Origin of the sequence: Pseudomonas sp. TH41 (assembly GCF_016650695.1) — a bacterium.
Lineage (GTDB): Bacteria > Pseudomonadota > Gammaproteobacteria > Pseudomonadales > Pseudomonadaceae > Aquipseudomonas.
In genome coordinates this window covers 19444-41614 of record NZ_JAEKFH010000003.1, presented here as the reverse complement: position 1 = coordinate 41614, position 22171 = coordinate 19444, and the positions used below count along the sequence as shown (strand labels likewise).

The following is a 22171-nucleotide window of genomic DNA, read 5'->3' as shown; positions in this document are numbered from 1 at the left end:
CTCATTGGGCGCTTTCAAAACCTTCGAGAACGTTCACGGCATTGATGCCGATTTCTTCCACCGCGTAACCGCCTTCCATCACGAACAGCGTCGGTTTGCCGAGGCCGGCGATGCGCGCGCCCATCGCCAGGTAATCCGGGCTGTCGAGTTTGAATTGGGAGATGGGATCGTCTTTGAACGTATCGACACCCAGGGACACGACGACGATGTCCGCGCCGTATGTCTCGATCTCTTTGCACGCCAGTTCCAGCGCCGCGCTCCAGCTGTCCCAACCGCTGCCGGCGGGCAACGGGTAGTTGAAGTTGAAGCCTTCGCCTGCGCCTTCACCCGGCTCATCTTCATAGCCAAGGAAGAACGGGAACTCGGCTTCCGGATGGCCGTGGATCGAGGCGAAGAGCACGTCGCTGCGCTCGTAGAAAATCGATTGGGTGCCGTTGCCGTGGTGGTAATCGACGTCGAGAATCGCGACCTTTTTATGGCCCTGATCGAGGAATGCCTGAGCGGCGATGGCGGCGTTGTTGAGGTAGCAATAGCCGCCCATCAAGTCGCTGGCGGCGTGATGTCCCGGTGGACGGCACAGGGCGAAGGCACTGCGGGCGCCGCGTTGGATAGCGGCTTGGGCGGTCAGTGCGACTTGGGCTGCGCTGTACGCCGCTTGCCAGGTTCCGGCCGTGATCGGCGCACCGCCGTCGAAGCTGTAATAGCCGAGCTGGCCATGCAGGCTGGTGGGCATGATTCGACGCAAGGTGCGGGCCGGCCAGGTGTAGGGCAGCAAATCGCCGTCGGTACCGAACTCGGTCCAGCGGTCCCAGGCACCTTTGAAGAATTCGAGGTAGTCGCGGCTGTGGATGCGCGCAATCGGGTCGAGGCCGAAATCCCGTGGCGCTTCGACCGGCCCGAGATTGCGCTGTTGCACGCGTTGTAGAACGTGGTCGGCCCGCGAGGGCATTTCGAAGCAGGGCATCAGTTGCCCGTCCATCAATTCACAACGGCCGTGGTGCAGGTGGTGATCGTCCGAGTAGATCGTCAGCATTTCTTGTTCTCCGCAGGCTGTTTCGGTTGGACACAGTCTTACGGCGGGCGGCGTTTCGGAGAACGACAGGAAAGGCCAAAAGGGGATTTATATGGCCAAAAGGTTTGACCGAAAATCGCCCCTTGATGGTACGGAAGATCAAAAGATCGTCCGAACGCGGCCCGAACCTTCGGCAGCTCCTACAGAGATCGGTGTAGGAGCTGCCGAAGGCTGCGATCTTTTGATCTTCAGGGGCGGAACTGACTCGGCGCCACGCCGCTCCATCTTACAAATGCATGGCGGAAACTCGCAGTCTCGCTGAAGCCCAGCGCCTCTGCGATCCGGTAGATCGGCAGGTGATCCTCGCAGAGCATTTGCTTGGCCTGCTCGAAGCGCAATTCGTCGAGCAACTCCTGATAGCTGCAACCCAGGTCCTTGAGGTGTCGGCGCAGGGTCCGCGCCGAACACTTCATCTGTTGCGCAAGACCTTCGAGCCCGGGAGCTGCGTTCAATTGAGCCCTGAGCAATTGGCGAATCCGCCCCAACCACGCCTGGCGCCCGGTGAATTCAGTGTTCTGTTTGCGGCAGCGTTCGGCCATGGCCTGGTGGGTGATGACGTCGGCGAGCGGCAGCAGCTGATCGAGCCAGCATCGGTCGAAGGCAAATGCGTTGTCCCGCGCCTCGAAGCGCAGTGGGCAGTTGAAGTGTTCGGCGTAAGTCGATTGGTAGTCGGGCGCGGCATGTTCGAAGCGAGCGGCCAGCAGGGGTAATGGATGCCCCAGCAGGTCGTCGCAGGTGACTTTCAGCGACACCAGACAAAACTCGGCGTTGAACGCCGCCAGTGCCGGGTTCTCCCGATAATCGGCGGCAACGAACCAGACGCGCTCCCCGTCGTCTTCAAGGCTCAGCTCGAAAAGTGTTCCCAACAGCGCCGGATAACGCATTGCCAGCCGTAAAGCGTCACCGAAGGTGGCACTCGTGAGCAACGCATAGCCGAGCACGCCGTATGACGAAACGTGCATCCGACGGCCCAGTTCCAGGCCGATGTCGCGCTTGAGGGCGACCGCGTTGGCGCAGACCTGCATCTCTTGATTGGTGGTGATGTGCGTGTCCGCCCGGCTTAAATCCGCCGCGCTGATACCGCTGCCGGCTAACAACTCTTCGCTGGACAAGCCTTCGGCCTTGAAGGCATTGAGCACCAACGAGACGGCGTTGAGGGTAGTGAGGTGGGAGTGGAGCATGCTCGGTTCCAGCGTGGGGATGCGGGAACCGAGCAACTTGTGTGCCGATTTGTGGGCGACGCCTTAATGACCACTCAATAACGAGGCCGCTCCGGCGCCACCGAACAACCCGGCACTGATCCGGTTAAACCAGCTTTGGCCTTTGCCACTGCGCAGATACCGCGCCGCGCCATGGGCACCGAGGCCATAGGCCAACTTGCACAACAGGTCCAGCACGGTCCAGGTCGCAATCATCACCAGCAATTGCGGCAAGAAGGGTTGCTGGGCGCTCAAAAACTGCGGCAGGAATGCAGCGAAGAACAGGATGTCTTTCGGGTTGCTGGCGCCCAATACGAATGCGCGACCGAACAGTGCACGAAAACGGGGGACCGGCGCAGCCTGAGGCACTTCAGCGCCCCGGGATGGCTGACGCGATTGTTGCCAGCTCTGCCAGGCGAGGTAGAACAGGTACAGCGCGCCGACAATTTTCAATGCGCTGAACAGCTGTTCCGACGCGAGCAGCAGGGCGCCCAGACCCAGCGCCGAAGCACTCAACAAACAGATAGAGGCCGTCACGCCCCCCAGAAACGCCGGGTAAGAACGGCGTAAACCGTAATTGAGACTGTTGCTGATCATCAGCAACGACAATGGCCCAGGGATCAGGATCACCACTAGCGCAGCGCCGCTGAACAGCAGCCAGGTTTCCAGACTCATCACGTTCCTCCAAATGTGCAAAAGCCCCACCCGATGGGGTGAGGCTGGTTGAAGCTATGGCCGCTTACAAGAAAACGAACTTGGCGATGAAGATCGCGCAGAGCACCCACAGGCTGGCGGAAATTTCCTTGTACTTGCCGGTACCGGCCTTCAGCACTACGTAAGTGATAAAGCCCAGCGCGATGCCGTCGGCAACCGAGAAGGTCAGCGGCATCATGATCGCGGTGATGATCGCCGGAATGCTGTCGGTCGCTTCATCCCATTCGATGTGAGCCATGCCGCTCATCATCAGCATCGCCACATAAATCAGCGCACCGGCGGTGGCATAAGCGGGGATCATGCCAGCGAGTGGGGCGAAGAACATCGCGGCTATAAATAGCACACCAACGGTCACGGCGGTAAGACCAGTCCGACCACCCGCCGCTACACCCGCGGCACTTTCTACGTAACTGGTGACCGGCGGAACACCGACCATCGCCCCGAACACGCTGGAAGCACTGTCGGCTTTCATGGCGCGGGACAGGTTCTCGATCCGGCCGTCAGCGTTCACCAGGTTGGCGCGCTGGGCGACGCCCATCAAGGTGCCGGCGGTGTCGAACATGTGCACGAAGAGGAAGGCCAGCACCACGCTGATCATGCTGACGTTGAACACGCCGGCGATGTTCATGGCCATCCAGGTCGGTGCCAGGCTTGGCGGGGCGGACATGATGCCCCCGTAATGCACCAGGCCCAGGCCCCAACCGGCCAGTGTCACGGTGATGATGCTGATGAGGATCGCGCCGAAGACTTTGTGGTAGCTGAGTACGGCGATCATCAGGAAGCAGATGGCGGCCAGCAGCGGGGCAGGTTCGCTCAGGGCGCCGAGCTTGATCAGCGTCGCCGGGCTGGCGACGATGATGCCGGCGGTTTTCAGGCCGATGATCCCCAGAAACAGTCCGACACCGGCGCCCATGGCATGGCGCAAGCTGACGGGAATGCTGTTGAGCAGCCATTCGCGGATTCGGGAGAAGGTCAGAATCATGAACAACACGCCGGAGACAAACACCGCGCCGAGGGCGGTTTCCCAGTTGTAGCCCATGGTGCCGACCACGGTGTAAGTGAAGAAGGCGTTCAAGCCCATGCCCGGCGCCAGGCCGACTGGCCAGTTGGCGTACAGGCCCATCAACAGGCAACCCAGTGCCGCGGCGATGCAGGTAGCGACGAACGCGGCACCGTGATCGATGCCGGCGTCGGCCATGATGTTCGGGTTGACGAAGATGATGTAGGCCATGGTGATGAAGGTTGTCAGACCGGCAATCAGCTCGGTCTTCACCGTGGTGCCATGCAAGCTGAGTTTGAAGATGCGCTCCAGCCAGCCATTGCGTAATGGCGGCGAGAGTTCCAGCGTCGAGGCTTCGGATTTGCGGCTTTCCACAGCGAGTACTCCTCAAGAGTTTTATTGTTATTTCCAGGGCCGGACCCATGAGGGTGGCAGCGGCCCTTTGAGGCACTTGCGAATTTGTTGACCGGTTGGTCAGGAACTCGCACGAAGTGGATTATGCTTTTGTATACAAATAATGCAAATAATGTTTTTTGTTTTGTCGACGAAAAGTTTGGCAATAGGGATATATCGCCTGTTCTGGCCCCTTCGCGAGCAAGCCCGCTCCCACAGGTGACCGTATTCTCCCAAGAGAACTCGGCCACCTGTGGGAGCGGGCTTGCTCGCGAAGGGGTCAGAACAGGCCAATACAAATCCGGCAGGCAAAATACTCAGTCAGCCGCCACCTGGCTTTTCCCCAACGCCAGATTCACTGTCAACCACCCATTCACCGCCGCCTCCCCAGCCTCGGCAAACACCCGCTCCAGCAATTTCACCTGTTCACGCCGCAGCGACTGTTCGAATCGCGCGCCGTCGTTGGTCAGTTCCAGCAACCGCTTACGCTTGTCGGTCTGCGACGCGACGCTGTTCACCAGATGCATTTCCACCAACTGACGCAGCGGAATGTTCAGCGCCTGCTTGCTCACGCCGAGCAGCGCCAGCAATTCCTTGACGCTCAGGCTTGGGTAGCGGGCGATAAAAAACACGATACGTTGATGCACCCGGCTCAAGCCTCGGCGCTCAAGCATTTCGTCGGCCTTGGCGGTGAAGGCCTGGTAGCCGAAGAAAAACGCTTCCATGGCGTGTTGCTGGGTGCCAGGGTTTTTAAGGTCAAGCATGTTGACGTTTCCGTTCGAGTTGTCGTAATTTCGGTCAACCAGTTTGACTTATTTTCCCCAGGCCTCGCTACCGGTGACTCCCATGGCATTTTCGGAACGTGTCTCGCGTCTTAAAAGTTCTTTGATCCGTGAAATCCTCGCGGCGGCCCAGCGTCCGGAAGTGATGTCGTTCGCCGGCGGCTTGCCAGCCGAGGCCATGCTGGCGAAAGTCGAATGGGATGAGATGCCGGTGTCCATCGGCCAATACGGCATGAGCGAAGGTGAGCCTGCGCTGCGGGAAGTATTGGCCGCTGAGGCTCGGGCGCTGGGTGTGCCATGCGAGGCGAGCCAAGTGCTGGTGGTCAGTGGCTCCCAGCAAACCCTCGATCTGACAGCCAAGCTTTACATCGACAAAGGCACCGAAATTCTGCTCGAAGCGCCGACTTATCTGGCGGCCTTGCAGATATTCCAGCTGTTCGGCGCGGCCTGCATCAGCGTTCCGCTGGAAGCCGACGGCCCGAGCCTGGCTCAATTGCGTGAATGCCTGGAGACACACAAACCCGCGTTCATCTACCTCATCCCGACGTTTCAGAACCCTTCGGCCGTGCGCTATAGCGACGCCAAGCGCGATGCCGTGGCAGCCTTGCTCGACGAGTTCGGCGTAACCCTGGTCGAAGACGAGCCGTACCGCGAACTGTCATTCGACGGCGGCAGCGCGACGCCAATCGTCAGTCGTTTGAAAAAAGCCAGCTGGATCTACACCGGTACCGTGTCGAAGACGCTGTTGCCGGGGTTGCGAGTCGGTTACCTGATTGCCAGTCCGGACTTGTTCCCGCACTTGCTGAAACTCAAGCAATCGGCCGATCTGCACACCAATCGGGTCGGCCAGTGGCAGGCGCTGCAATGGATCGGCACCGAGAAATACCAACATCATTTGAGCGAATTGCGCGACTTCTATCGGGTTCGTCGCAATGCATTCCAGTCAGCCCTGGACACGCATTTTTCCGATCTGGCGGATTGGAATGTGCCTCAGGGCGGATTGTTTTTCTGGCTGACGCTCAAGCAGCCGCTGGACACCCGCACGTTGCTTAACGCAGCCTTGGCAGCCGATGTAGCGTTCATGCCGGGTGAACCGTTCTTCCCGGAGCCGGACAACCATCCGGGGCATCTGCGACTGAACTTCAGCCACATCGACCCGGCGCGGCTGGACGAAGGGCTCATGCGATTGGCGGCTGTCGTGCGTCAGGCGCAACAGGCAGAAGCGGCTTGAGGGGAGGGTAAAAACAAATAAACTCCGATCAGTTAAGCCGTAATGCGATCTATAGCAGCTGGCGAAGCCTGCGTTCGGCGGCGAAGCCGTCGTGAAATCAGCCAACGCGGTGCATCAGAAACACCTCGTGCACAGGTTTCACGACGGCTTCGCCGCCGAACGCAGGCTTCGCCAGCTGCTACATCTATGGTTACCCCCTTTTCTGCAATACTGTTTTTGATGCGTGTTTGGCTTGCTTTCATCTATCCGGCGTCTGAGTGGGGTTGTGGCCCCGCGCCTCGATGAGAATCGATGCCTAACGACCCTAATTAGATTGACGGCCTTTCAGCCGTGTAGCAGCTCAGGGTTGTCGTCAGGCCGGTTGGCCGTTCACGTCATCTGTTATCCAGCATCGCAAACCAGGTGGGTGGTGCTTGGGTGACAGCAGGGTCAGGCGTTCATCACGCTTGGCCCTGCATCGAATTCGGTGTGGTGTGCCGCAATCGCCCAGGCGATTCTTGCCAGCTTGTTGGCCAACGCACAGACCACGAGATTGGAGTGATGGTGGGACGCTAATAGCTGGCGGACCCAGTCCGCCAAAGCACCTTTCTGTCGTTCCAGCTGTATCAAATAAACACGGGCACACTGGATGAGTAGGCGTCTCTGGTTTCGATCACCACGCTTGCTGATGCCCAGCAGAACGGTCTTGCCGCCCGTGGAGTGCTGTTTGGGCACCAACCCGATCGAGGCCGCATAGCCTCGGCCACATTTGAACTGTTTGCCATCGCCCAACTCGGCAGCCAGGACGGTGGAGGTGATCGGGCCGATGCACGGCATGGTCATCAAGCGCGTTGCCAGATCATCTTCAGCGGCCTGGCATTCCATGTCTTTGTCCTGCGCCTTGACCTGCCCATCCAGATAGTTGAAGTGCCCATGCAGCACCATCAGATTTTTCTTGATGCGTTCAGAAAATGAACTCACCTCAAGCAACGCTGGAAGCTCTTTGATGGCTTTGAAGCCGGCTGCGAGGCTGACACCAACCTCCAGAAGGGCTGCGTGAATCCGATTGACGGTCGCAGTGCGGTCTTTAATGAACGACTCACGGAGCGAGTTGGACATGGCCAGCGCCTGTTGGGCTTGGGTTTTTGGCGGCACAAAACGCATCGTGGGCCGGGTCGCCGCCTCGCAGATCGCCTCGGCATCAGCGAAGTCGTTTTTGTTGCTTTTCACATACGGACGCACGAGATGAGGTGCAATGAGCTTGGGCGTATGCCCCAGCTTGGCGACCTCCTGCGCCATGAAGTGGGCGCCGCCGCAGGCCTCCATCACGACGGTGCAGGATTCCAAGTTGGCCAGGTACCGAATGAGCGTCACCCGATTGAATTTTTTGCGGCAAAGCTCATGACCGCGATCATCTTGTGCATGCAGATGAAAAGAGTGTTTTCCCAAGTCGATGGCGGCAATAGCTACTTTGGTCATGGCATCAGTCTCCGATGAGCCCCCGGTGAAAGCTTAGTGGGCGATCACAGGGGGCGGCGGGGGTAGCCATTTCATTAGATTTGTGGTGATTGTGCCGGCCTCATCGCGAGCAAGCTCGCTCCCACAGGGGAATACTGTCCACTGTGGGAGCGAGCCTGCTCGCGAAGGCGCCAGTCAGAACACCACAAGAAAATCAGGCTGCAGCGAAACGCTTATCCAGATAATCAATGATCACCTTGGACTCATACATCCAGGTGGTCTGGCCATTTTCTTCGATGCGCAGGCACGGCACTTTGATCTTGCCGCCTTGCTCCAGCAGGGTCTGGCGATCCTGTTGGTTGTTTTTCGCATCGCGCAACGCCACCGGAACGTTCAGGCGGCGCAGGGTGCGGCGGGTTTTCACGCAGAACGGGCAGGCGTGAAACTGATACAGGGTCAGGTCCTTGGCGGCCGTTTCGACCTGAGCCTGAGCGGCGGCAGGGCGCTGTTTCTTGCCCGGGCGGGTGATGAAGTCGATGAAGATGATCAGTTGGCCAAGGCCGACACGAAGCGCTTTAACGAACACGGTATAAGCCTCACGGGGCGAAAGAAGGCGCGCAGCTTACCTGATTTTTGCGGACGAAAAAAAACCGGCGATGAGTGCCGGTTTTCTTCGTGTTGCGAATTACTTGATCAGGCTAAGAAACTCGCTGCGAGTCGCCGCGTTTTCGCGGAACTCACCGAGCATCACTGAGGTGATCATCGTCGAATTCTGCTTCTCCACGCCGCGCATCATCATGCACATGTGCTTGGCCTCGATCACCACCGCAACGCCCAGGGCGCCGGTGACCTGCTGGACCGCGTCGGCGATCTGGCGGCTGAGGTTTTCCTGGATCTGCAAACGGCGGGCGTACATATCGACGATTCTCGCGACCTTCGACAACCCCAGCACTTTGCCGCTCGGGATATAGGCAACGTGAGCCTTGCCAATGAACGGTAACAAATGGTGTTCGCACAACGAATACAACTCGATGTCCTTGACCAGCACCATTTCACTGTTGTCGGAGCTGAACAAGGCACCGTTGGTGACCTCTTCCAGTGATTGTTCATAACCGCGGCAGAGGTACTGCATGGCTTTGGCGGCACGCTTTGGCGTGTCGAGCAGGCCCTCGCGGGAGACGTCCTCGCCCAGTTGGCCGAGAATCGCGGTGTAATTCTGTTCCAGTGTCACAGGGGCTGATTCCATAAGGGTTTCAGAGGGGTACTGTTTCTATCTGTACCAATTTTGTACCAATCAAGCTCTTTTCAAGCGTCCCGGGTTCGCTCCAATCAGTGCTGGAGCTGATCCGTCGGGGGAGGTCGATAGCAACATCTGAACGCTATGACCGAGCTGAGTGGCAATAAACGCAGGGTTCATCCCCGACATGGGGCACATGGTAGCGTATGTGTGACGGCAGTTGTATTGCCGACGGGCGCGAATACCTAAATCAGTCAGCACGGCCAAGCCCTGTGCGGCGTCCCATTGCCTGTTCCAGGCAACGGGACGGTTTGAACCTTCTCAATTCAGCTGTAATCAAACGAATACAGCGTCGGCTTTGCCCGTCCGGAGAAGATCAAATGAAACGCACGACTGCGTTAATTCTGTTGATGTCAGCCACCTTGCTGCTCGGTGGCTGTTGGCCGTATTGGCATGACCATGGTGGTCACGGAAATGATCATGGTCGCTACTATGGTGGTGATCGCGGAGGTCAGGAATACCACCGGTCTTAGTGTTCAGGAGAACCGGAGTGGACTGCCAGGCTTAATCACGGCCGGGCAGCATTACTCGTCGCGGCCTTCCATCATGGTCCGTTTGAGCATCACATAAACGGCGCCGGCGCCGCCGTGTTTCGCCTGGCACGAGGTGAAGCCAAGGACCTGTGAATGCTGGCGCAGCCAGGTGTTGACGTGGCTTTTGATCATCGGGCGCTTGCCGTCCAGACGCACGGCTTTGCCGTGGGTGACGCGTACGCAGCGGATTTCGAATTTGGTCGCTTCGGCCAGGAATGCCCAAAGGGTTTCCCGGGCCTTTTCCACGCTCATGCCATGCAGGTCGAGGCTGCCTTCGAACGGAATCTGTCCGATCTTGAGCTTGCGCATCTGACTTTCCTGCACGCCGTCACGCGCCCACATCAGCTCGTCTTCCGGACCGACGTCGATCACGAACTGATCGGACAGCCCGTCAACGGTTGTGGCATCGGTACGCACGGTGGCGGCTTGGCGCAGCTTGGCAATTTGGGCGCGGTCAGCTTTGGGTTTGCCGGTCTCGGCGCGATCGTGCTTGATCGGCTTGACGCCTTGGATCGCACTTTTGAACAGGGAAAAATCGTCGTCTTGCATGTCAGCCTCCGCGAAGGGCGGCCAGTTTACCCAAGTCGAGGCGTCATCCATAACAATTAGGCCCGCCAAATTGGCGGGCCTTTAATTCAATCGTGTTTTTTCATCAGGTGCGGGGACATGTTCAGCTCCCGCGACTGGCGCGAACGACGACGGCAACGCCGCCACAGCCACACGCCGATGTACAGCACGAACAGTCCAATTGCCAGAACCACGGCCGAGCCGATCGGGCTGGCATTCAACTCGCCCAAGGCGGGCGGGTGACCGAGCAGGCTGGCGGCACCGGCCATTGCGAGCAACACGCCGCACATCGCCAGCAGGGCAGCAAACGCCGCGCCGAAACGAAAACGCCAGTTGCGTTGGCCTTTGGGCCGCAAGCGACGAGCGTCAAAACCATCGGATAACTTCATTCCGACCTTCCTCAATGGGTATCGGCCCTTCGACCGGGAGTTGACCGGGATGTTCCTGAGGCTAAGACAATTACAGCAAATGATAGGATTTTGCGGATGAGCGGCGGCATTAACCGCTCATCAACCGTCGATCAGATCAGGTCGCGGGTCAGGGCGAGGGTGGCGAAGTTGTCCGCCATGATCGCCATTTCGGTGTGTTGAACATGCTCGGCGCTCAGGACTCCGCCCTTGTAAGGCAGGTCACGGGTGGCACAGGCATCCTCCACCAGGGTGCAACGAAAGCCCAGGTTCTTCGCGGCGCGCACCGTGGTGCTGACGCTGGAATGGCTCATGAAGCCGCTGACGATCAGGTCAAGGGCGCCGAGGTCCTGCAGGCGTTTTTCAAGCTGGGTGCCGTGAAAAGCACTCGGCAGCAGCTTGCCAATGATGGTTTCGTCGTCTTGTGGTTCGAGGCCCGGGATGAACTCACCGCGTTCGCCCTGTGGATCGAACAGCCCGCCGACGGTGCCGAGGTGGCGCACATGGACGATCGGCCGACCGGCGGCACGGGCAGCGGTCAACAGTTGCTTGATGTTCGCGACGGCAGCATCCATGCCGCTCAGGGCCAGAGGGCCACTGAGGTATTCTTTCTGGGCATCGATGATCACAAGGGTCGCATGGCTCAGATTGGCTGCAGCGTAACCGCGGCCGCTGAGTTGAAACATCGTTTTTGGAACGGACATTCTGGGGCTCCTTCGGGTGGGGCTTTTGCGACATTGTCCTCTGGCTGAGCGCTTCTGTGAATCGCTACCATCGTAGGCGCCGTCGTTACTGGCTTGCAGCCTTGTCAAGATGCCCGTTTTGTTCAATAGGCAGCCAAATAAATAGATTAGTCCTACATCCGAGACGGTGTTTTTCACGCGTCGTCGTGGCGCCGTTTGGCTGGTAGAATCGCCAGTCGTTTTTTTTGGAGTTTACCCCTGTGATCACTTCCCGACTTCGTACCCTGCGTGACCACATCCGTTGGGCCGTCAGCCGCTTCCATGGGGAGGATCTGTTTTTCGGCCATGGGGCCGACAACGCCTGGGACGAAGCCCGTCAACTGGTGTTGGGTGCCTTGCACTTGCCGTGGGAAATTGCCGACAGTTATCTCGACTGCAGTCTGGAAGAAGACGAGCTGGTGAAACTGCAACGCCTGCTCAAGCGTCGCATCGAAGAACGCATTCCTACCGCGTACTTGTTGGGTGAAGCGTGGTTCTGTGGCCTGTCGTTCGTCGTCGACGAGCGTGTATTGATCCCCCGTTCGCCGATCGGCGAGCTGATCGAAAAGCGCTTCGAGCCGTGGCTGGGCGCCGAGCCTGCGCGGATTCTCGACCTGTGCACCGGATCGGGCTGCATTGGTATCGCCTGCGCCTATGAGTTCCAGAACGCTGAAGTGGTGCTGGCCGACCTGTCATTCGAAGCGCTGGAAGTGGCCAATCAGAACATTGAGCGCCATGGCGTCGATGAGCGGGTTTACACCGTGCAGGGCGATGGTTTCGACGGCTTGCCGGGTCAGCGTTTCGACCTGATCGTGTCGAACCCGCCTTACGTCGATGCCGAAGATTTTGCCGACATGCCGGACGAATACCAGCACGAGCCGGAGCTGGGCCTGGCCTGTGGTGACGATGGTTTGAACCTGGTACGACGCATGCTGGCCGAAGCGGCCGATCATTTGACCGAGAAGGGCTTGCTGATCGTTGAAGTGGGTAACAGCCAGGTGCACGTCAAGTCGTTGTACCCGGAGGTCGACTTTGCGTGGCTCGATTTCGAGCGCGGCGGGCACGGCGTGTTCATGTTGTCGGCGCAGCAGTGCCGCGATCATCAGGCGCTGTTCGCCTCTCGCGTCTGACCCTATCTTGTAGGAGCGAGCTTGCTCGCGATGGATGTTAACGATAACGCGTGTTTTCTGGATAAACACGTCGCCTTCAGGTCCATCGTCGGAACGCCGCCCGGAGCAAGCTCGCTCCTACAAAAACCGTTAGCGGTGCGTAGCAATCCAGATCAACAACCCCGCCTGGAACACTGCAAACGACACCAGGCAGGTGATGGTAAAGCGCAGGCCGGCGTCTTCACGCTTGTACTTGCTGACTTTCTCTTCGTGTTTCTTCAGGTTCACTTCCTGCTCGGCCAGATTGTGCTCGGCTTGCTGGAGCATCTGCGCCGCCTCGAGAATCTCCACCACCTGCAATTTTTCGGTGTTCCATTCAGCCAGCAGATCGCCGACTTGCGCCTCTTTGACGCTGCCCTTCAAATGCTGGACATCGGCATACACCACCTCAAAACCATGCGCCTTTAGAAAGTGGTCGCGGCGCAGGCGGGTGTCTTCATTCAGCGCATCTTTATTATTGAGGTCGGTGCCGTCGACGGCATAGCCGGGCCATCGCTTTCTCGCCCAGCTAATGCCCCGAGCGGCCATGAAACGGCCGATGCCACGGTTCAACGGTTCGATCTGCAAGCCGCTGTCAGGCCCGAAATGCACGCGTTTGGTGGTGTGATCGACCCACACGTCCAGATGATTCTGTTCTTTACGCACGCGCTGGCCGGGCAGCGAAATGCTCATGCGCATCAGGCTGTGTTCCTTGCTGTTGCGTTCGGCGTAACCGAACTCGACAAAGCGCAAGGGGCGCCCACCGGTGTTACGGTCGGTCTGCAACGGTGCCAGACGGAGCATCTTGTGGTGCTCGACGTGGACGTCCGCCCATGGCAGCTCGGCCGCTGGCGGTGCGTCTTTTTCAGCGGTGGTGTCGGGTGAAGTCTGGGTATCAGTCATAACGGCGAGATCCTGTCCAAGCTCTGTTGCCGCCAGTCATAGCGCTGGCGACAAAGACTTATCGGCCGTTTTTTTCAGGACTGGAGGGCTAGGGGGCGTTCTCAACTAGTTTTCACGCGTGAAAACTAGTTGAGAACGCCCCCTGCAGCGCTTAACTGGCGCGAAGAGCGTCAATAAACCCGAGAATTCGCGTGCCCAGCTCCGCCGCCAGCGGCAATTGCGGATCTTTATAGGACGCCAACTGTCGTTTTATATCGTTTGGCACGATGCGCATGACGTGGTTCATGCCTTCGATCAGTGCCAATTCGGCGTCCGGTTTGGCTTCCTTGAGCATCCTCGCGTCACCGACGCCGACCTGAATGTCATTGCTGCCCTGAATAATCAGCGCTGGCATTTTCAATTTGGCGAACGCCGCTGCCGGGTCCTGGCGGAACAGCGAAATCAGGTACGGTTGCACGCTGGGGCGGAAAATTACCTGCAATTGCGGCGGTACGTTGTCGTCGGTGCGACCGGCCTTGAGGCTATCGAGCAACTCATTGCTGCGCAGCATCAGCGGCGGCGGCAGGCGATTGCTCAGTTGCTGGCGCAGCACTTGATCGATCGGCCGGGCGCTGCCGGACATCGAAATCACTGCCGCGGCATCGAGGCTTGGCGCCGCGAGGCTGGCAATCAAGGCGCCTTCACTGTGACCCAGCAGAATCAGCGGGCCAAAGCGCGGATCGGATTTGAGTTTCTGACCCCACGCCTCGGCGTCGGCGACATAAGCCTCCACTGACAGATTGCGTTCGTCCGGGGTGGCGGCAAGGCTCGCCGCCACGCCGCGTTTGTCGTAACGCACGCTGGCGATGTTGTGTTTGGCCAGCACCCAGGCCAGCCGTTTGAGGCTGTCGTTGCGTCCGCCCTCCGGGTTGTTTCCGTCGCGGTCCGTAGGGCCGGAACCGGAAATGATCAGGACTACCGGCACAGGCTTGTCGGACTTGGGCAGCAACAACGAGCCGAAAAGCTCGCCGGTGCCGGTGTCTAATGTGATCGGCCGTTGCAGGACAGTGGCCTGAACAAAGCCGGTAAACAAGGTAAGGCTCAAGGCTAGAACTCGCAGCATCATCACGCCATCATGAACAAGATGCCGGTTTGGACTCGCGGGCACCCATAAGGTTCGAGGATGAACTAGTCGGGTAGCCTGCGTATACTGGCGCGCATTACGTATTCAGGTTCATTTCACGGAGCGTCCTGCATGTCCGGCAATACCTACGGCAAGCTGTTCACTGTCACCACCGCGGGCGAAAGCCATGGTCCGGCGTTGGTCGCCATTGTCGATGGCTGCCCGCCGGGGCTGGAGATCTCTCTGGAAGATCTGCAGCGCGACCTGGATCGGCGCAAGCCCGGCACCAGTCGCCACACCACCCAGCGTCAGGAGGCCGACGAAGTCGAAATCCTCTCCGGCGTGTTTGAAGGTCGCACCACGGGTTGCCCCATCGGCCTGTTGATCCGCAACACCGACCAGAAGTCCAAGGACTACTCGGCAATCAAGGATCTGTTCCGCCCGGCCCACGCCGATTACACCTATCACCACAAGTACGGCGAACGCGATTACCGCGGCGGCGGTCGCAGTTCGGCCCGGGAGACCGCCATGCGCGTGGCAGCCGGGGCGATTGCGAAGAAATACCTGGCCACCCAGGGCATTGTCATCCGTGGCTACATGAGCCAGCTCGGCCCGATCGAAATCCCGTTCAAAACCTGGGATTCGGTGGAAGAGAACGCTTTCTTCAGCCCTGATCCAGACAAGGTGCCAGAGCTGGAAGCCTATATGGATCAGCTGCGCCGCGACCAGGATTCGGTCGGTGCGAAAATTACCGTAGTCGCTGAAGGCGTGATGCCTGGCCTCGGCGAGCCGATTTTCGACCGTCTTGACGCTGAGCTGGCCCATGCGCTGATGAGCATCAATGCGGTCAAGGGCGTAGAAATCGGCGCCGGTTTCGCCAGCGTTGCCCAGCGCGGCACCGAACACCGCGATGAAATGACCCCGGAAGGTTTCCTCAGCAACAACGCTGGCGGCATTTTGGGCGGTATCTCGTCGGGCCAACCGATTGTTGCGCATCTGGCGCTGAAGCCGACGTCGAGCATCACCACGCCGGGCCGTTCCATCGACATTGATGGCAACCCTGTGGAAGTCGTTACCAAGGGGCGTCATGACCCGTGCGTGGGCATCCGCGCCACGCCGATTGCCGAAGCGATGATGGCCATCGTGTTGATGGATCACTTGCTGCGCAATCGCGGGCAGAACGCCGATGTGCGGGTGAGCACCCCGGTGCTGGGTCAGCTTTAATGGCTGACGTAGGGTCTGTACGAAAACTCGTCGCGCAGGCAGTTTTCGTACAGCGCCGCACAGCCGCTGCGGTCTGACGACGGTGGCGGCGCTCCCGTACTGGCGGCTCTCCAGTTTCTATCTGTTCTATTTCGCCTTGCTCGGTTCGACAGCACCGTTTCTGGCGCTGTACTTCGATCACCTGGGCTTTTCCAGCGCGCGGATCGGCGAGCTGGTGGCGATCCCGATGCTGATGCGCTGCGTTGCGCCGAATATCTGGGGCTGGCTCGGCGACTACACCGGCCGGCGTCTGGCCATCGTACGGTTCGGTGCCGTGTGCACATTGCTGACGTTCTCGCTGATTTTCGTCAGCAAAACCTACGCCTGGCTGGCGATGGTCATGGCCTTGCACGCCTTTTTCTGGCACGCCGTGTTGCCGCAGTTCGAAGTCATCACGTTGGCGCATTTGAACGGTCAGACGCAGCGCTACAGTCAGATTCGCTTGTGGGGCTCCATCGGTTTCATCATTACCGTGGTCGTGCTGGGCCGGTTATTCGAATGGCTCAGCCTCGATATCTACCCGGTGGCGCTGGTACTGATCATGGCCGGTATTGTGGTCAGCAGCCTGTGGGTGCCCAATGCCCAGCCGGCCCAAGGCAATCGCGTAGCGGGGGAGGGGTTTCTCAAGCAATTGCGCAGCCCCGGCGTCCTGGCGTTCTATGGTTGCGTGGCGCTGATGCAGATGAGTCACGGACCGTATTACACCTTTCTGACGTTGCACCTTGAACGATTGGGTTACAGCCGTGGGTTGATCGGCTTGCTCTGGGCGGTCGGCGTGGTTGCCGAAGTCCTGATGTTTTTGGCGATGAGCAGGATCCTCGCGCGCTTCTCCGTGCGTCGGGTGCTGCTGGCGAGTTTCCTGCTGGCGGCGCTGCGTTGGCTGTTGCTCGGTTCGTTCGCCGAATTTTTGTGGGTGCTGCTGTTCGCCCAGGTGCTGCACGCCGCCACCTTCGGCAGTTTTCACGCCGCTGCCATCCAGTTCGTGCAACGTAGCTTCGGCGCACGCCAGCAAGGGCAAGGCCAGGCGTTATACGCCGCGCTCGCCGGCACTGGCGGCGCACTCGGCGCGTTGTACTCCGGCTACAGCTGGAACGCCCTCGGGCCCACATTGACCTTTAGTATTGCCAGCCTCGCAGCCCTGGCGGCTGCCGTTATCATTGCAACACGACTGCAAGAGGACAGGCCATGAGCCTTACCCGTGAACACCTCGCCCAGGAAATCATCGATGCCGGGCGTTTTCTGTACGGCCGCGGCTGGTCGCCGGCCACCAGTAGCAACTACTCAACGCGCCTGTCTCCGAGCAAAGCCTTGCTGACGGTTTCCGGCAAGCATAAAGGCCAGTTGCGCATGGATGATGTGCTGGCCACCGACTTGTCGGGCAACAGCCTGGAGCCCGGCAAAAAGCCGTCAGCCGAAACCCTGTTGCACACCCAGCTCTACCGCTGGCAGCCGGAGATCGGCGCGGTGTTGCACACCCATTCGGTGAACGCCACGGTGCTGTCGCGCCTGACGCCGCAAGACTTCATCGAGTTCGAAGACTACGAACTGCAAAAAGCCTTCAGCGGCGTGTCGACCCACGCGTGCCGAGTGCGCGTGCCGATTTTCGACAACGATCAGGACATTGTGCGCCTCGCCGCCAAGGTGCAGCCTTGGCTGGAAACCCATCCCGATTGCGTTGGCTACCTGATTCGCGGCCACGGCCTCTACACCTGGGGCGCGCGCATGAGCGATGCCTTGCGGCAGATCGAGGCCTTTGAATTTTTGTTCGAGTGCGAGTTGAAGATGCGCTCGCTCTTTAACCATAAAGCATGAACCGTTAAGGAGTTGCCCTGATGAGCAGCCTGTCCGTTTACCACGTCTCAAGCCCTGATATTCCGAACAAGGTGCTGACCCATTTCGAAGACATCGCGTCGACCCTGGCCGAGCAGGGCGTGCGCTTCGACCGCTGGCAAGCCGCTGCGAAGATTCAGCCGGGCGCCAGCCAGGAAGAAGTGATTCGCGCCTACCAGGAGCAGATCGACAAACTGATGACCGAGCGCGGTTACATCACGGTCGATGTGATCAGCCTGAACAGCAACCACCCGCAAAAAGCCGAGCTGCGCGCCAAGTTCCTCGAAGAACACCGCCACGGCGAAGACGAAGTACGATTTTTCGTCGCGGGTCGTGGCTTGTTCACCCTGCACATCGACGATTACGTCTACGCCGTGCTCTGTGAGAAGAACGACCTGATCTCGGTGCCGGCCGGCACCAAGCACTGGTTCGACATGGGCGAGCATCCGCATTTCGTCGCGATTCGTCTGTTCAACAACCCGGACGGCTGGGTGGCCAATTTCACCGGCGAAGACATCGCTAGCCAATTCCCGCGTCTTGAGGACTGAGCCGATGCCGATCAAAGCGATTCTCACCGACATTGAAGGCACCACCAGCGCGGTGAGTTTTGTGTTCGACGTGCTGTTTCCCTACGCCGCCAAACACCTTCCCGCGTTCGTTCGGCAGCACGCCGCACGCGCGGATGTGGCCGAGCAACTGGCCGCCGTACGCCGGGACAGTGATGAGCCGGACGCCGACGTTGAGCGCGTCATCGAGGTTCTTTTGCGCTGGATCGCCGAAGATCGCAAAGCCACGCCGCTCAAGGCGTTGCAGGGCATGGTCTGGGAACAGGGTTATCACGCCGGCCAGTTGAAGGGTCATGTTTATCCAGATGCCGTTGAAGCGCTGAAACGCTGGCACCAGGAAGGCTACACGCTGTTTGTTTATTCCTCGGGTTCGATTCAGGCCCAACGGCTGATTTTCGGTTGCTCGGAGGCGGGTGACTTATCACCTCTGTTCAGCGGCTATTTCGACACCACGTCCGGGCCCAAGCGTGAAGCGCAGTCTTACGCGCGCATCACCCAGGCCATTGGCCTTGAGGCGTCGCAGATTCTGTTTTTGTCTGACATCGTCGAGGAGCTGGACGCGGCGCGCGTGGCCGGGATGGCGACGTGCGGGCTGGCCCGAGAGGGTGGCGAACTGGCGGGGCATGTCACCGTGGACAGTTTTGCCCGGATCAATCCATCAAATTACGGTGCATGACCTGTATCTGTAGGAGCGAGCTTGCTCGCGAGGGACGTTAACGATAACGCGTTCTTTCTGAATAAACGCGTTGCTCTCAAGTCCTTCGCGAGCAAGTTCGCTCCTACACAGATTTACGCCGAGTGATACGACGGCAGGGCAAACCGTTGCTGGCTCTGCAGCATGGAGATTTTCGGCAGCTCACTGGCCTGTTCGGCAATGTCGCGACGAATGGCGCTAATCGCCCACGACAGTTGGTCACCGGCATGCAATTGCTGGTAGGAAATCGAGCGTTTGAACACTTTACCGTCGGCGCTGCTCAAGGTCAGCAAGATGCCACCGTCAGGTCGCGCCTGGGTGGTCACGTCGAAGTTGGAGAACAAAGACGAAAATTTTTCCTGGATCAGGCTCATGTCTATCAGCTCCGTTAGCACTTGATTGGCAAGCATGGAGAGGTAGTTGCAGCCTTTGTGCCAGCATTTGAAATTAATAAAGTCGTTGTAAATCAATGTTTTAAGTTTTTTGTCATTTTTCGCGTTCGTGCAATCTGCATGAATGGCCATCGTGCATCCTGCATTTTGCGTGGTCGGCGACAATTGGATGGAACCAATTGCCTCGCCAATACTCACCCTGTCCAGGGGATCGGTCGCGGATACAAAACATTTCAAAAACCGCGTGTACAGCTCAAGAACCGCTGACGTATTTTCGGGGTCATTCAACGCCGCCCGACAATAAAAATATTCAACGGGAGCATCAATGAGCGACACGATTACCTGGGGCATGATGCTCCGTAAGCTGCCTTCCATTGCCAAAGCCATTCCCCGATTGGTGAAGGGCATGAAGGTCGCGAACGTCAAGGACCCGACCCAAACGTGTGGTCTCGGCTGGAGCTTCGAGCAGGCAACCTTGCGCAATCCCGATGGCCCGGCCTTGCTGCAGGGAGAGGTGGTGCTCACGTATTCACAGGTTAACCAGTGGGCCAATCGCATGGCCCATCACCTGATTGCCCAAGGCATTGGCAAGGGCGATGTGGTGGCGGTCTTCATCGAGAACCGCCCGGAACTGTTGGTAGCGATTCTGGCGGTGGCCAAGGTCGGCGCAATCAGCGCCTTGCTCAACACTGCGCAGACGCGCGATGCCCTGGCTCACAGCTTGAACCTGGTGGTGCCGGCGGCGATTGTTGTGGGCGAAGAGCTGGTCCCGGCGTATTCAGCCATCCGCGAGCGAGTGGCGATCGAGGCGACGCGCACCTGGTTTGTCGCCGATCAAAATACCTATGACCATCCGGGCATTGCGCCCAACGGTTTCATCAACCTGATGACCGCCTGCGCCGACGGTTGCGACGATAACCCCGCCAGCAGCCAGCAGGTGTTCTTCGACGACCCCTGTTTCTATATCTACACCTCGGGCACCACCGGTTTGCCCAAGGCAGGTGTGTTCAAGCACGGTCGCTGGATGCGCAGTTTCGTGAGCTTCGGAATGATCGCGCTGGATATGCGCCCGGAGGATGTCGTCTATTGCACGTTGCCGCTCTATCACGCCACCGGGCTTTGCGTGTGCTGGGGTTCGGCCATCAGCGGCGCCTCCGGGTTTGCCATCCGCCGCAAGTTCGGCGCCAGTCAGTTCTGGAGCGACGTGCGCCATTACCGCGCGACCACCCTCGGCTACGTCGGCGAATTGTGCCGCTACCTGGTGGATCAACCCCCCAGCGCCAACGACCGTCAACACGGCGTGACGAAAATGATCGGCAACGGCCTGCGCCCGGGCGCGTGGGGCGAGTTCAAGAGACGTTTTGGCGTGAACCACATCTGTGAGCTGTACGCCGCCAGCGACGGCAATATTGGTTTCACCAATATCCTCAACTTCGACAACACCGTCGGTTTTTCGCTGATGTCCTGGGAGCTGGCGGCGTACGACCACGACAGCGGCGCACCGACGCGTGACACAACAGGTTTCATGCGCAAAGTGGCCAAGGGCAAGGAGGGGCTGTTGCTGGCGAAAATCGACGACAAGGCGCCACTCGACGGTTACACCGATCCGCAGGAGACTGAAACCGTGGTGCTCCACGACGTCTTCGAGAAGGGCGACCGTTACTTCAATACCGGTGATTTGCTGCGCAACATCGGTTTTGGTCATGCCCGGTTCGTCGATCGTTTGGGTGACACCTACCGCTGGAAGGGCGAAAACGTCTCGACCACTGAAGTCGAGAACACCCTGCTCAAACACCCGACCATTTCCGAGGCCGTGGCCTACGGTGTCGAGATTCAGAACACCAACGGACGTGCCGGGATGGCGGCGATCACGCCGGCCGAATCCTTGGCGACCCTGGATTTCAGCGAGCTGCTGGCGTTTGCCCGCCAGCAATTGCCTGCCTATGCGGTGCCACTGTTCCTGCGGGTGAAAGTGAAAATGGAGACCACCGGGACGTTCAAATACCAGAAAACCCGGCTCAAGGATGAAGCCTTCGATCCGGGCAAAACCGGTGACGATCCGATCTACGCCTGGCTGCCGGGCACCGACACTTACGTGCGAGTCACCGAACAGCTGCTGGCGCAGATTCAGGGCGGCAAGTACCGTTATTGAATGTGGCTATGGTCGTGCATGAGAAAAAAGAAGTGACAGTCTCGGGGCTGCTCGGGAAACTGTCGGCTTTGCGAATAACTGAACGTGGAGTGCTTCAATGTCAGACCAAAGCCGCCAGATGACCCCCGAAGAAGCCGCTGAATTTGCCGAACAGGTATTCAACAAGGCGCGCGAGGGCGATGCGGCCATGATGGCTGCGCTGCTGACCAAGGGCTTGCCGCCTAACCTGCGCAACCACAAGGGCGACACGCTGTTGATGCTGGCCGCCTACCACGGTCATGTCGAGACCGTGAAAGTCCTGCTGGAGCACAAGGCTGACCCGGAAATCCGCAACGACAACGGTCAGAGCCCGATTGCCGGCGCGGCGTTCAAGGGCGACCTGGCGGTCGTCAAGGCGTTGGTCGAAGGCGGTGCGCAAGTGGAAGGTTCGTCCTTTGACGGCCGCACTGCGCTGATGATGGCGGCGATGTTCAACCGCGTCGAAATCGTCGACTACCTGATCAGCAAGGGCGCCGATCCGAAAGCCAAGGATGCCAATGGCGTTTCGGCACTGGATGCCGCCAAGACAATGGGCGCGGTGGACACCACGGCGCAACTGGAAAAACTGCTCGGCTGATTCGCCCCGTGTAGTCGCTGTGTAGCAGCTGTCGAGCTTGCGAGGCTGCGTTCGGCGGCGCAGCCGTCGCAAACCCGACACACGCGGTCTACCTGAAAGACCACACCGCCCGATTTCACGACGGCTGCGCCGCCGAACGCAGCCTCGCAAG

General features: G+C 59.2%; 24 protein-coding genes and 1 pseudogene. 10 read left to right on the top strand and 15 right to left on the bottom strand.

Features of this window, described 5'->3' with window-relative positions:
• Position 1: 1 nt before the first annotated feature.
• The 5 genes from JFU37_RS02940 to JFU37_RS02920 form a co-directional block, all read right to left on the bottom strand.
• A complete protein-coding gene (locus JFU37_RS02940) occupies positions 2-1033 on the bottom strand; it encodes a histone deacetylase family protein (RefSeq protein ID WP_201112731.1) in 1032 nt (343 codons plus the stop codon).
• A 227-nt stretch (positions 1034-1260) separates the two neighbouring features.
• On the bottom strand, positions 1261-2253 hold the full coding sequence (locus tag JFU37_RS02935; RefSeq protein ID WP_201112729.1) for an AraC family transcriptional regulator: 993 nt from the start codon (positions 2251-2253) through the stop codon (positions 1261-1263).
• Positions 2254-2316: 63 nt separating this feature from the next.
• Complete coding sequence (locus JFU37_RS02930; RefSeq protein WP_201112727.1) at positions 2317-2946, bottom strand: LysE family translocator; 630 nt, start codon at positions 2944-2946, stop codon at positions 2317-2319.
• A gap of 64 nt (positions 2947-3010) precedes the next feature.
• Positions 3011-4360, bottom strand: coding sequence for an NCS2 family permease (locus tag JFU37_RS02925; protein WP_201112724.1), 1350 nt, complete (start codon positions 4358-4360; stop codon positions 3011-3013).
• A 335-nt stretch (positions 4361-4695) separates the two neighbouring features.
• Entirely contained in the window at positions 4696-5142 is a 447-nt protein-coding gene (locus JFU37_RS02920; RefSeq protein ID WP_201112722.1) for a MarR family winged helix-turn-helix transcriptional regulator, read from the bottom strand.
• Between the two features lie 82 nt (positions 5143-5224).
• Between JFU37_RS02920 and JFU37_RS02915 the strand changes: the two genes are divergently transcribed.
• The gene (locus tag JFU37_RS02915) at positions 5225-6391 is read left to right on the top strand and encodes an aminotransferase-like domain-containing protein (protein WP_201112720.1); all 1167 of its coding nucleotides are present in this window, start codon (positions 5225-5227) and stop codon (positions 6389-6391) included.
• A 429-nt stretch (positions 6392-6820) separates the two neighbouring features.
• Here JFU37_RS02915 and JFU37_RS02910 read toward each other — a convergent pair whose 3' ends face one another.
• The 4 genes and pseudogenes from JFU37_RS02910 to JFU37_RS30555 form a co-directional block, all read right to left on the bottom strand.
• Entirely contained in the window at positions 6821-7849 is a 1029-nt protein-coding gene (locus tag JFU37_RS02910) for an IS110 family transposase (protein ID WP_201112718.1), read from the bottom strand.
• A 193-nt stretch (positions 7850-8042) separates the two neighbouring features.
• Positions 8043-8414 carry a glutathione S-transferase N-terminal domain-containing protein gene (locus JFU37_RS02905; protein WP_201112716.1) on the bottom strand — a complete coding sequence of 124 codons (372 nt, stop codon included), beginning with the start codon at positions 8412-8414 and terminating at the stop codon, positions 8043-8045.
• Between the two features lie 99 nt (positions 8415-8513).
• A complete protein-coding gene (gene folE, locus JFU37_RS02900; RefSeq protein WP_201116383.1) occupies positions 8514-9059 on the bottom strand; it encodes a GTP cyclohydrolase I FolE in 546 nt (181 codons plus the stop codon).
• A gap of 22 nt (positions 9060-9081) precedes the next feature.
• A pseudogene (locus tag JFU37_RS30555) lies at positions 9082-9332 on the bottom strand (site-specific integrase); the annotation flags it as partial.
• 113 nt (positions 9333-9445) lie between these two features.
• Between JFU37_RS30555 and JFU37_RS02895 the strand changes: the two are divergent.
• Positions 9446-9598 (top strand): hypothetical protein, encoded by a 153-nt coding sequence (locus JFU37_RS02895; protein ID WP_201112714.1) that lies wholly within the window; start codon positions 9446-9448, stop codon positions 9596-9598.
• A 51-nt stretch (positions 9599-9649) separates the two neighbouring features.
• Here the strand turns inward: JFU37_RS02895 and JFU37_RS02890 are convergent, their stop codons facing one another.
• The 3 genes from JFU37_RS02890 to JFU37_RS02880 form a co-directional block, all read right to left on the bottom strand.
• Positions 9650-10207, bottom strand: a complete 558-nt coding sequence (locus JFU37_RS02890; RefSeq protein WP_008146127.1) for a Smr/MutS family protein — start codon at positions 10205-10207, stop codon at positions 9650-9652.
• An 86-nt stretch (positions 10208-10293) separates the two neighbouring features.
• Complete coding sequence (locus JFU37_RS02885; RefSeq protein WP_201112712.1) at positions 10294-10614, bottom strand: hypothetical protein; 321 nt, start codon at positions 10612-10614, stop codon at positions 10294-10296.
• A gap of 131 nt (positions 10615-10745) precedes the next feature.
• Positions 10746-11336, bottom strand: a complete 591-nt coding sequence (locus JFU37_RS02880) for a cysteine hydrolase family protein (protein ID WP_201112704.1) — start codon at positions 11334-11336, stop codon at positions 10746-10748.
• Between the two features lie 239 nt (positions 11337-11575).
• Between JFU37_RS02880 and prmB the strand changes: the two genes are divergently transcribed.
• Positions 11576-12484, top strand: a complete 909-nt coding sequence (gene prmB, locus JFU37_RS02875) for a 50S ribosomal protein L3 N(5)-glutamine methyltransferase (RefSeq protein WP_201112702.1) — start codon at positions 11576-11578, stop codon at positions 12482-12484.
• A 129-nt stretch (positions 12485-12613) separates the two neighbouring features.
• Here prmB and JFU37_RS02870 read toward each other — a convergent pair whose 3' ends face one another.
• Positions 12614-13405, bottom strand: a complete 792-nt coding sequence (locus JFU37_RS02870; protein ID WP_201112700.1) for a hypothetical protein — start codon at positions 13403-13405, stop codon at positions 12614-12616.
• Positions 13406-13556: 151 nt separating this feature from the next.
• A complete protein-coding gene (locus JFU37_RS02865) occupies positions 13557-14510 on the bottom strand; it encodes an alpha/beta hydrolase (RefSeq protein ID WP_201112698.1) in 954 nt (317 codons plus the stop codon).
• A 129-nt stretch (positions 14511-14639) separates the two neighbouring features.
• Here JFU37_RS02865 and aroC point away from each other — a divergent pair, with 129 nt between their 5' ends.
• The 5 genes from aroC to mtnC all read left to right on the top strand — a co-directional run bounded on the left by aroC (position 14640) and on the right by mtnC (position 18842).
• Entirely contained in the window at positions 14640-15731 is a 1092-nt protein-coding gene (gene aroC / locus JFU37_RS02860; RefSeq protein WP_201112696.1) for a chorismate synthase, read from the top strand.
• An 82-nt stretch (positions 15732-15813) separates the two neighbouring features.
• A complete protein-coding gene (locus JFU37_RS02855; protein ID WP_201112694.1) occupies positions 15814-16959 on the top strand; it encodes an MFS transporter in 1146 nt (381 codons plus the stop codon).
• Positions 16956-17582: a methylthioribulose 1-phosphate dehydratase gene (locus tag JFU37_RS02850; protein ID WP_201112692.1), complete on the top strand. Its 627-nt coding sequence runs from the start codon at positions 16956-16958 to the stop codon at positions 17580-17582. Before JFU37_RS02855 ends, JFU37_RS02850 begins: the two co-directional genes overlap by 4 nt.
• Before the next feature lie 20 nt (positions 17583-17602).
• Positions 17603-18148, top strand: a complete 546-nt coding sequence (locus JFU37_RS02845; protein ID WP_201112690.1) for a 1,2-dihydroxy-3-keto-5-methylthiopentene dioxygenase — start codon at positions 17603-17605, stop codon at positions 18146-18148.
• A 4-nt stretch (positions 18149-18152) separates the two neighbouring features.
• Positions 18153-18842 carry an acireductone synthase gene (gene mtnC, locus JFU37_RS02840; RefSeq protein WP_201112689.1) on the top strand — a complete coding sequence of 230 codons (690 nt, stop codon included), beginning with the start codon at positions 18153-18155 and terminating at the stop codon, positions 18840-18842.
• A 113-nt stretch (positions 18843-18955) separates the two neighbouring features.
• Here mtnC and JFU37_RS31105 read toward each other — a convergent pair whose 3' ends face one another.
• Complete coding sequence (locus JFU37_RS31105) at positions 18956-19234, bottom strand: DUF3509 domain-containing protein (RefSeq protein WP_201116382.1); 279 nt, start codon at positions 19232-19234, stop codon at positions 18956-18958.
• A 343-nt stretch (positions 19235-19577) separates the two neighbouring features.
• Between JFU37_RS31105 and JFU37_RS02830 the strand changes: the two genes are divergently transcribed.
• Positions 19578-21404: a long-chain-acyl-CoA synthetase gene (locus JFU37_RS02830; RefSeq protein WP_201112687.1), complete on the top strand. Its 1827-nt coding sequence runs from the start codon at positions 19578-19580 to the stop codon at positions 21402-21404.
• 97 nt (positions 21405-21501) lie between these two features.
• On the top strand, positions 21502-22020 hold the full coding sequence (locus tag JFU37_RS02825) for an ankyrin repeat domain-containing protein (RefSeq protein ID WP_201112685.1): 519 nt from the start codon (positions 21502-21504) through the stop codon (positions 22018-22020).
• The last annotated feature ends 151 nt before the right edge of the window (positions 22021-22171 follow it).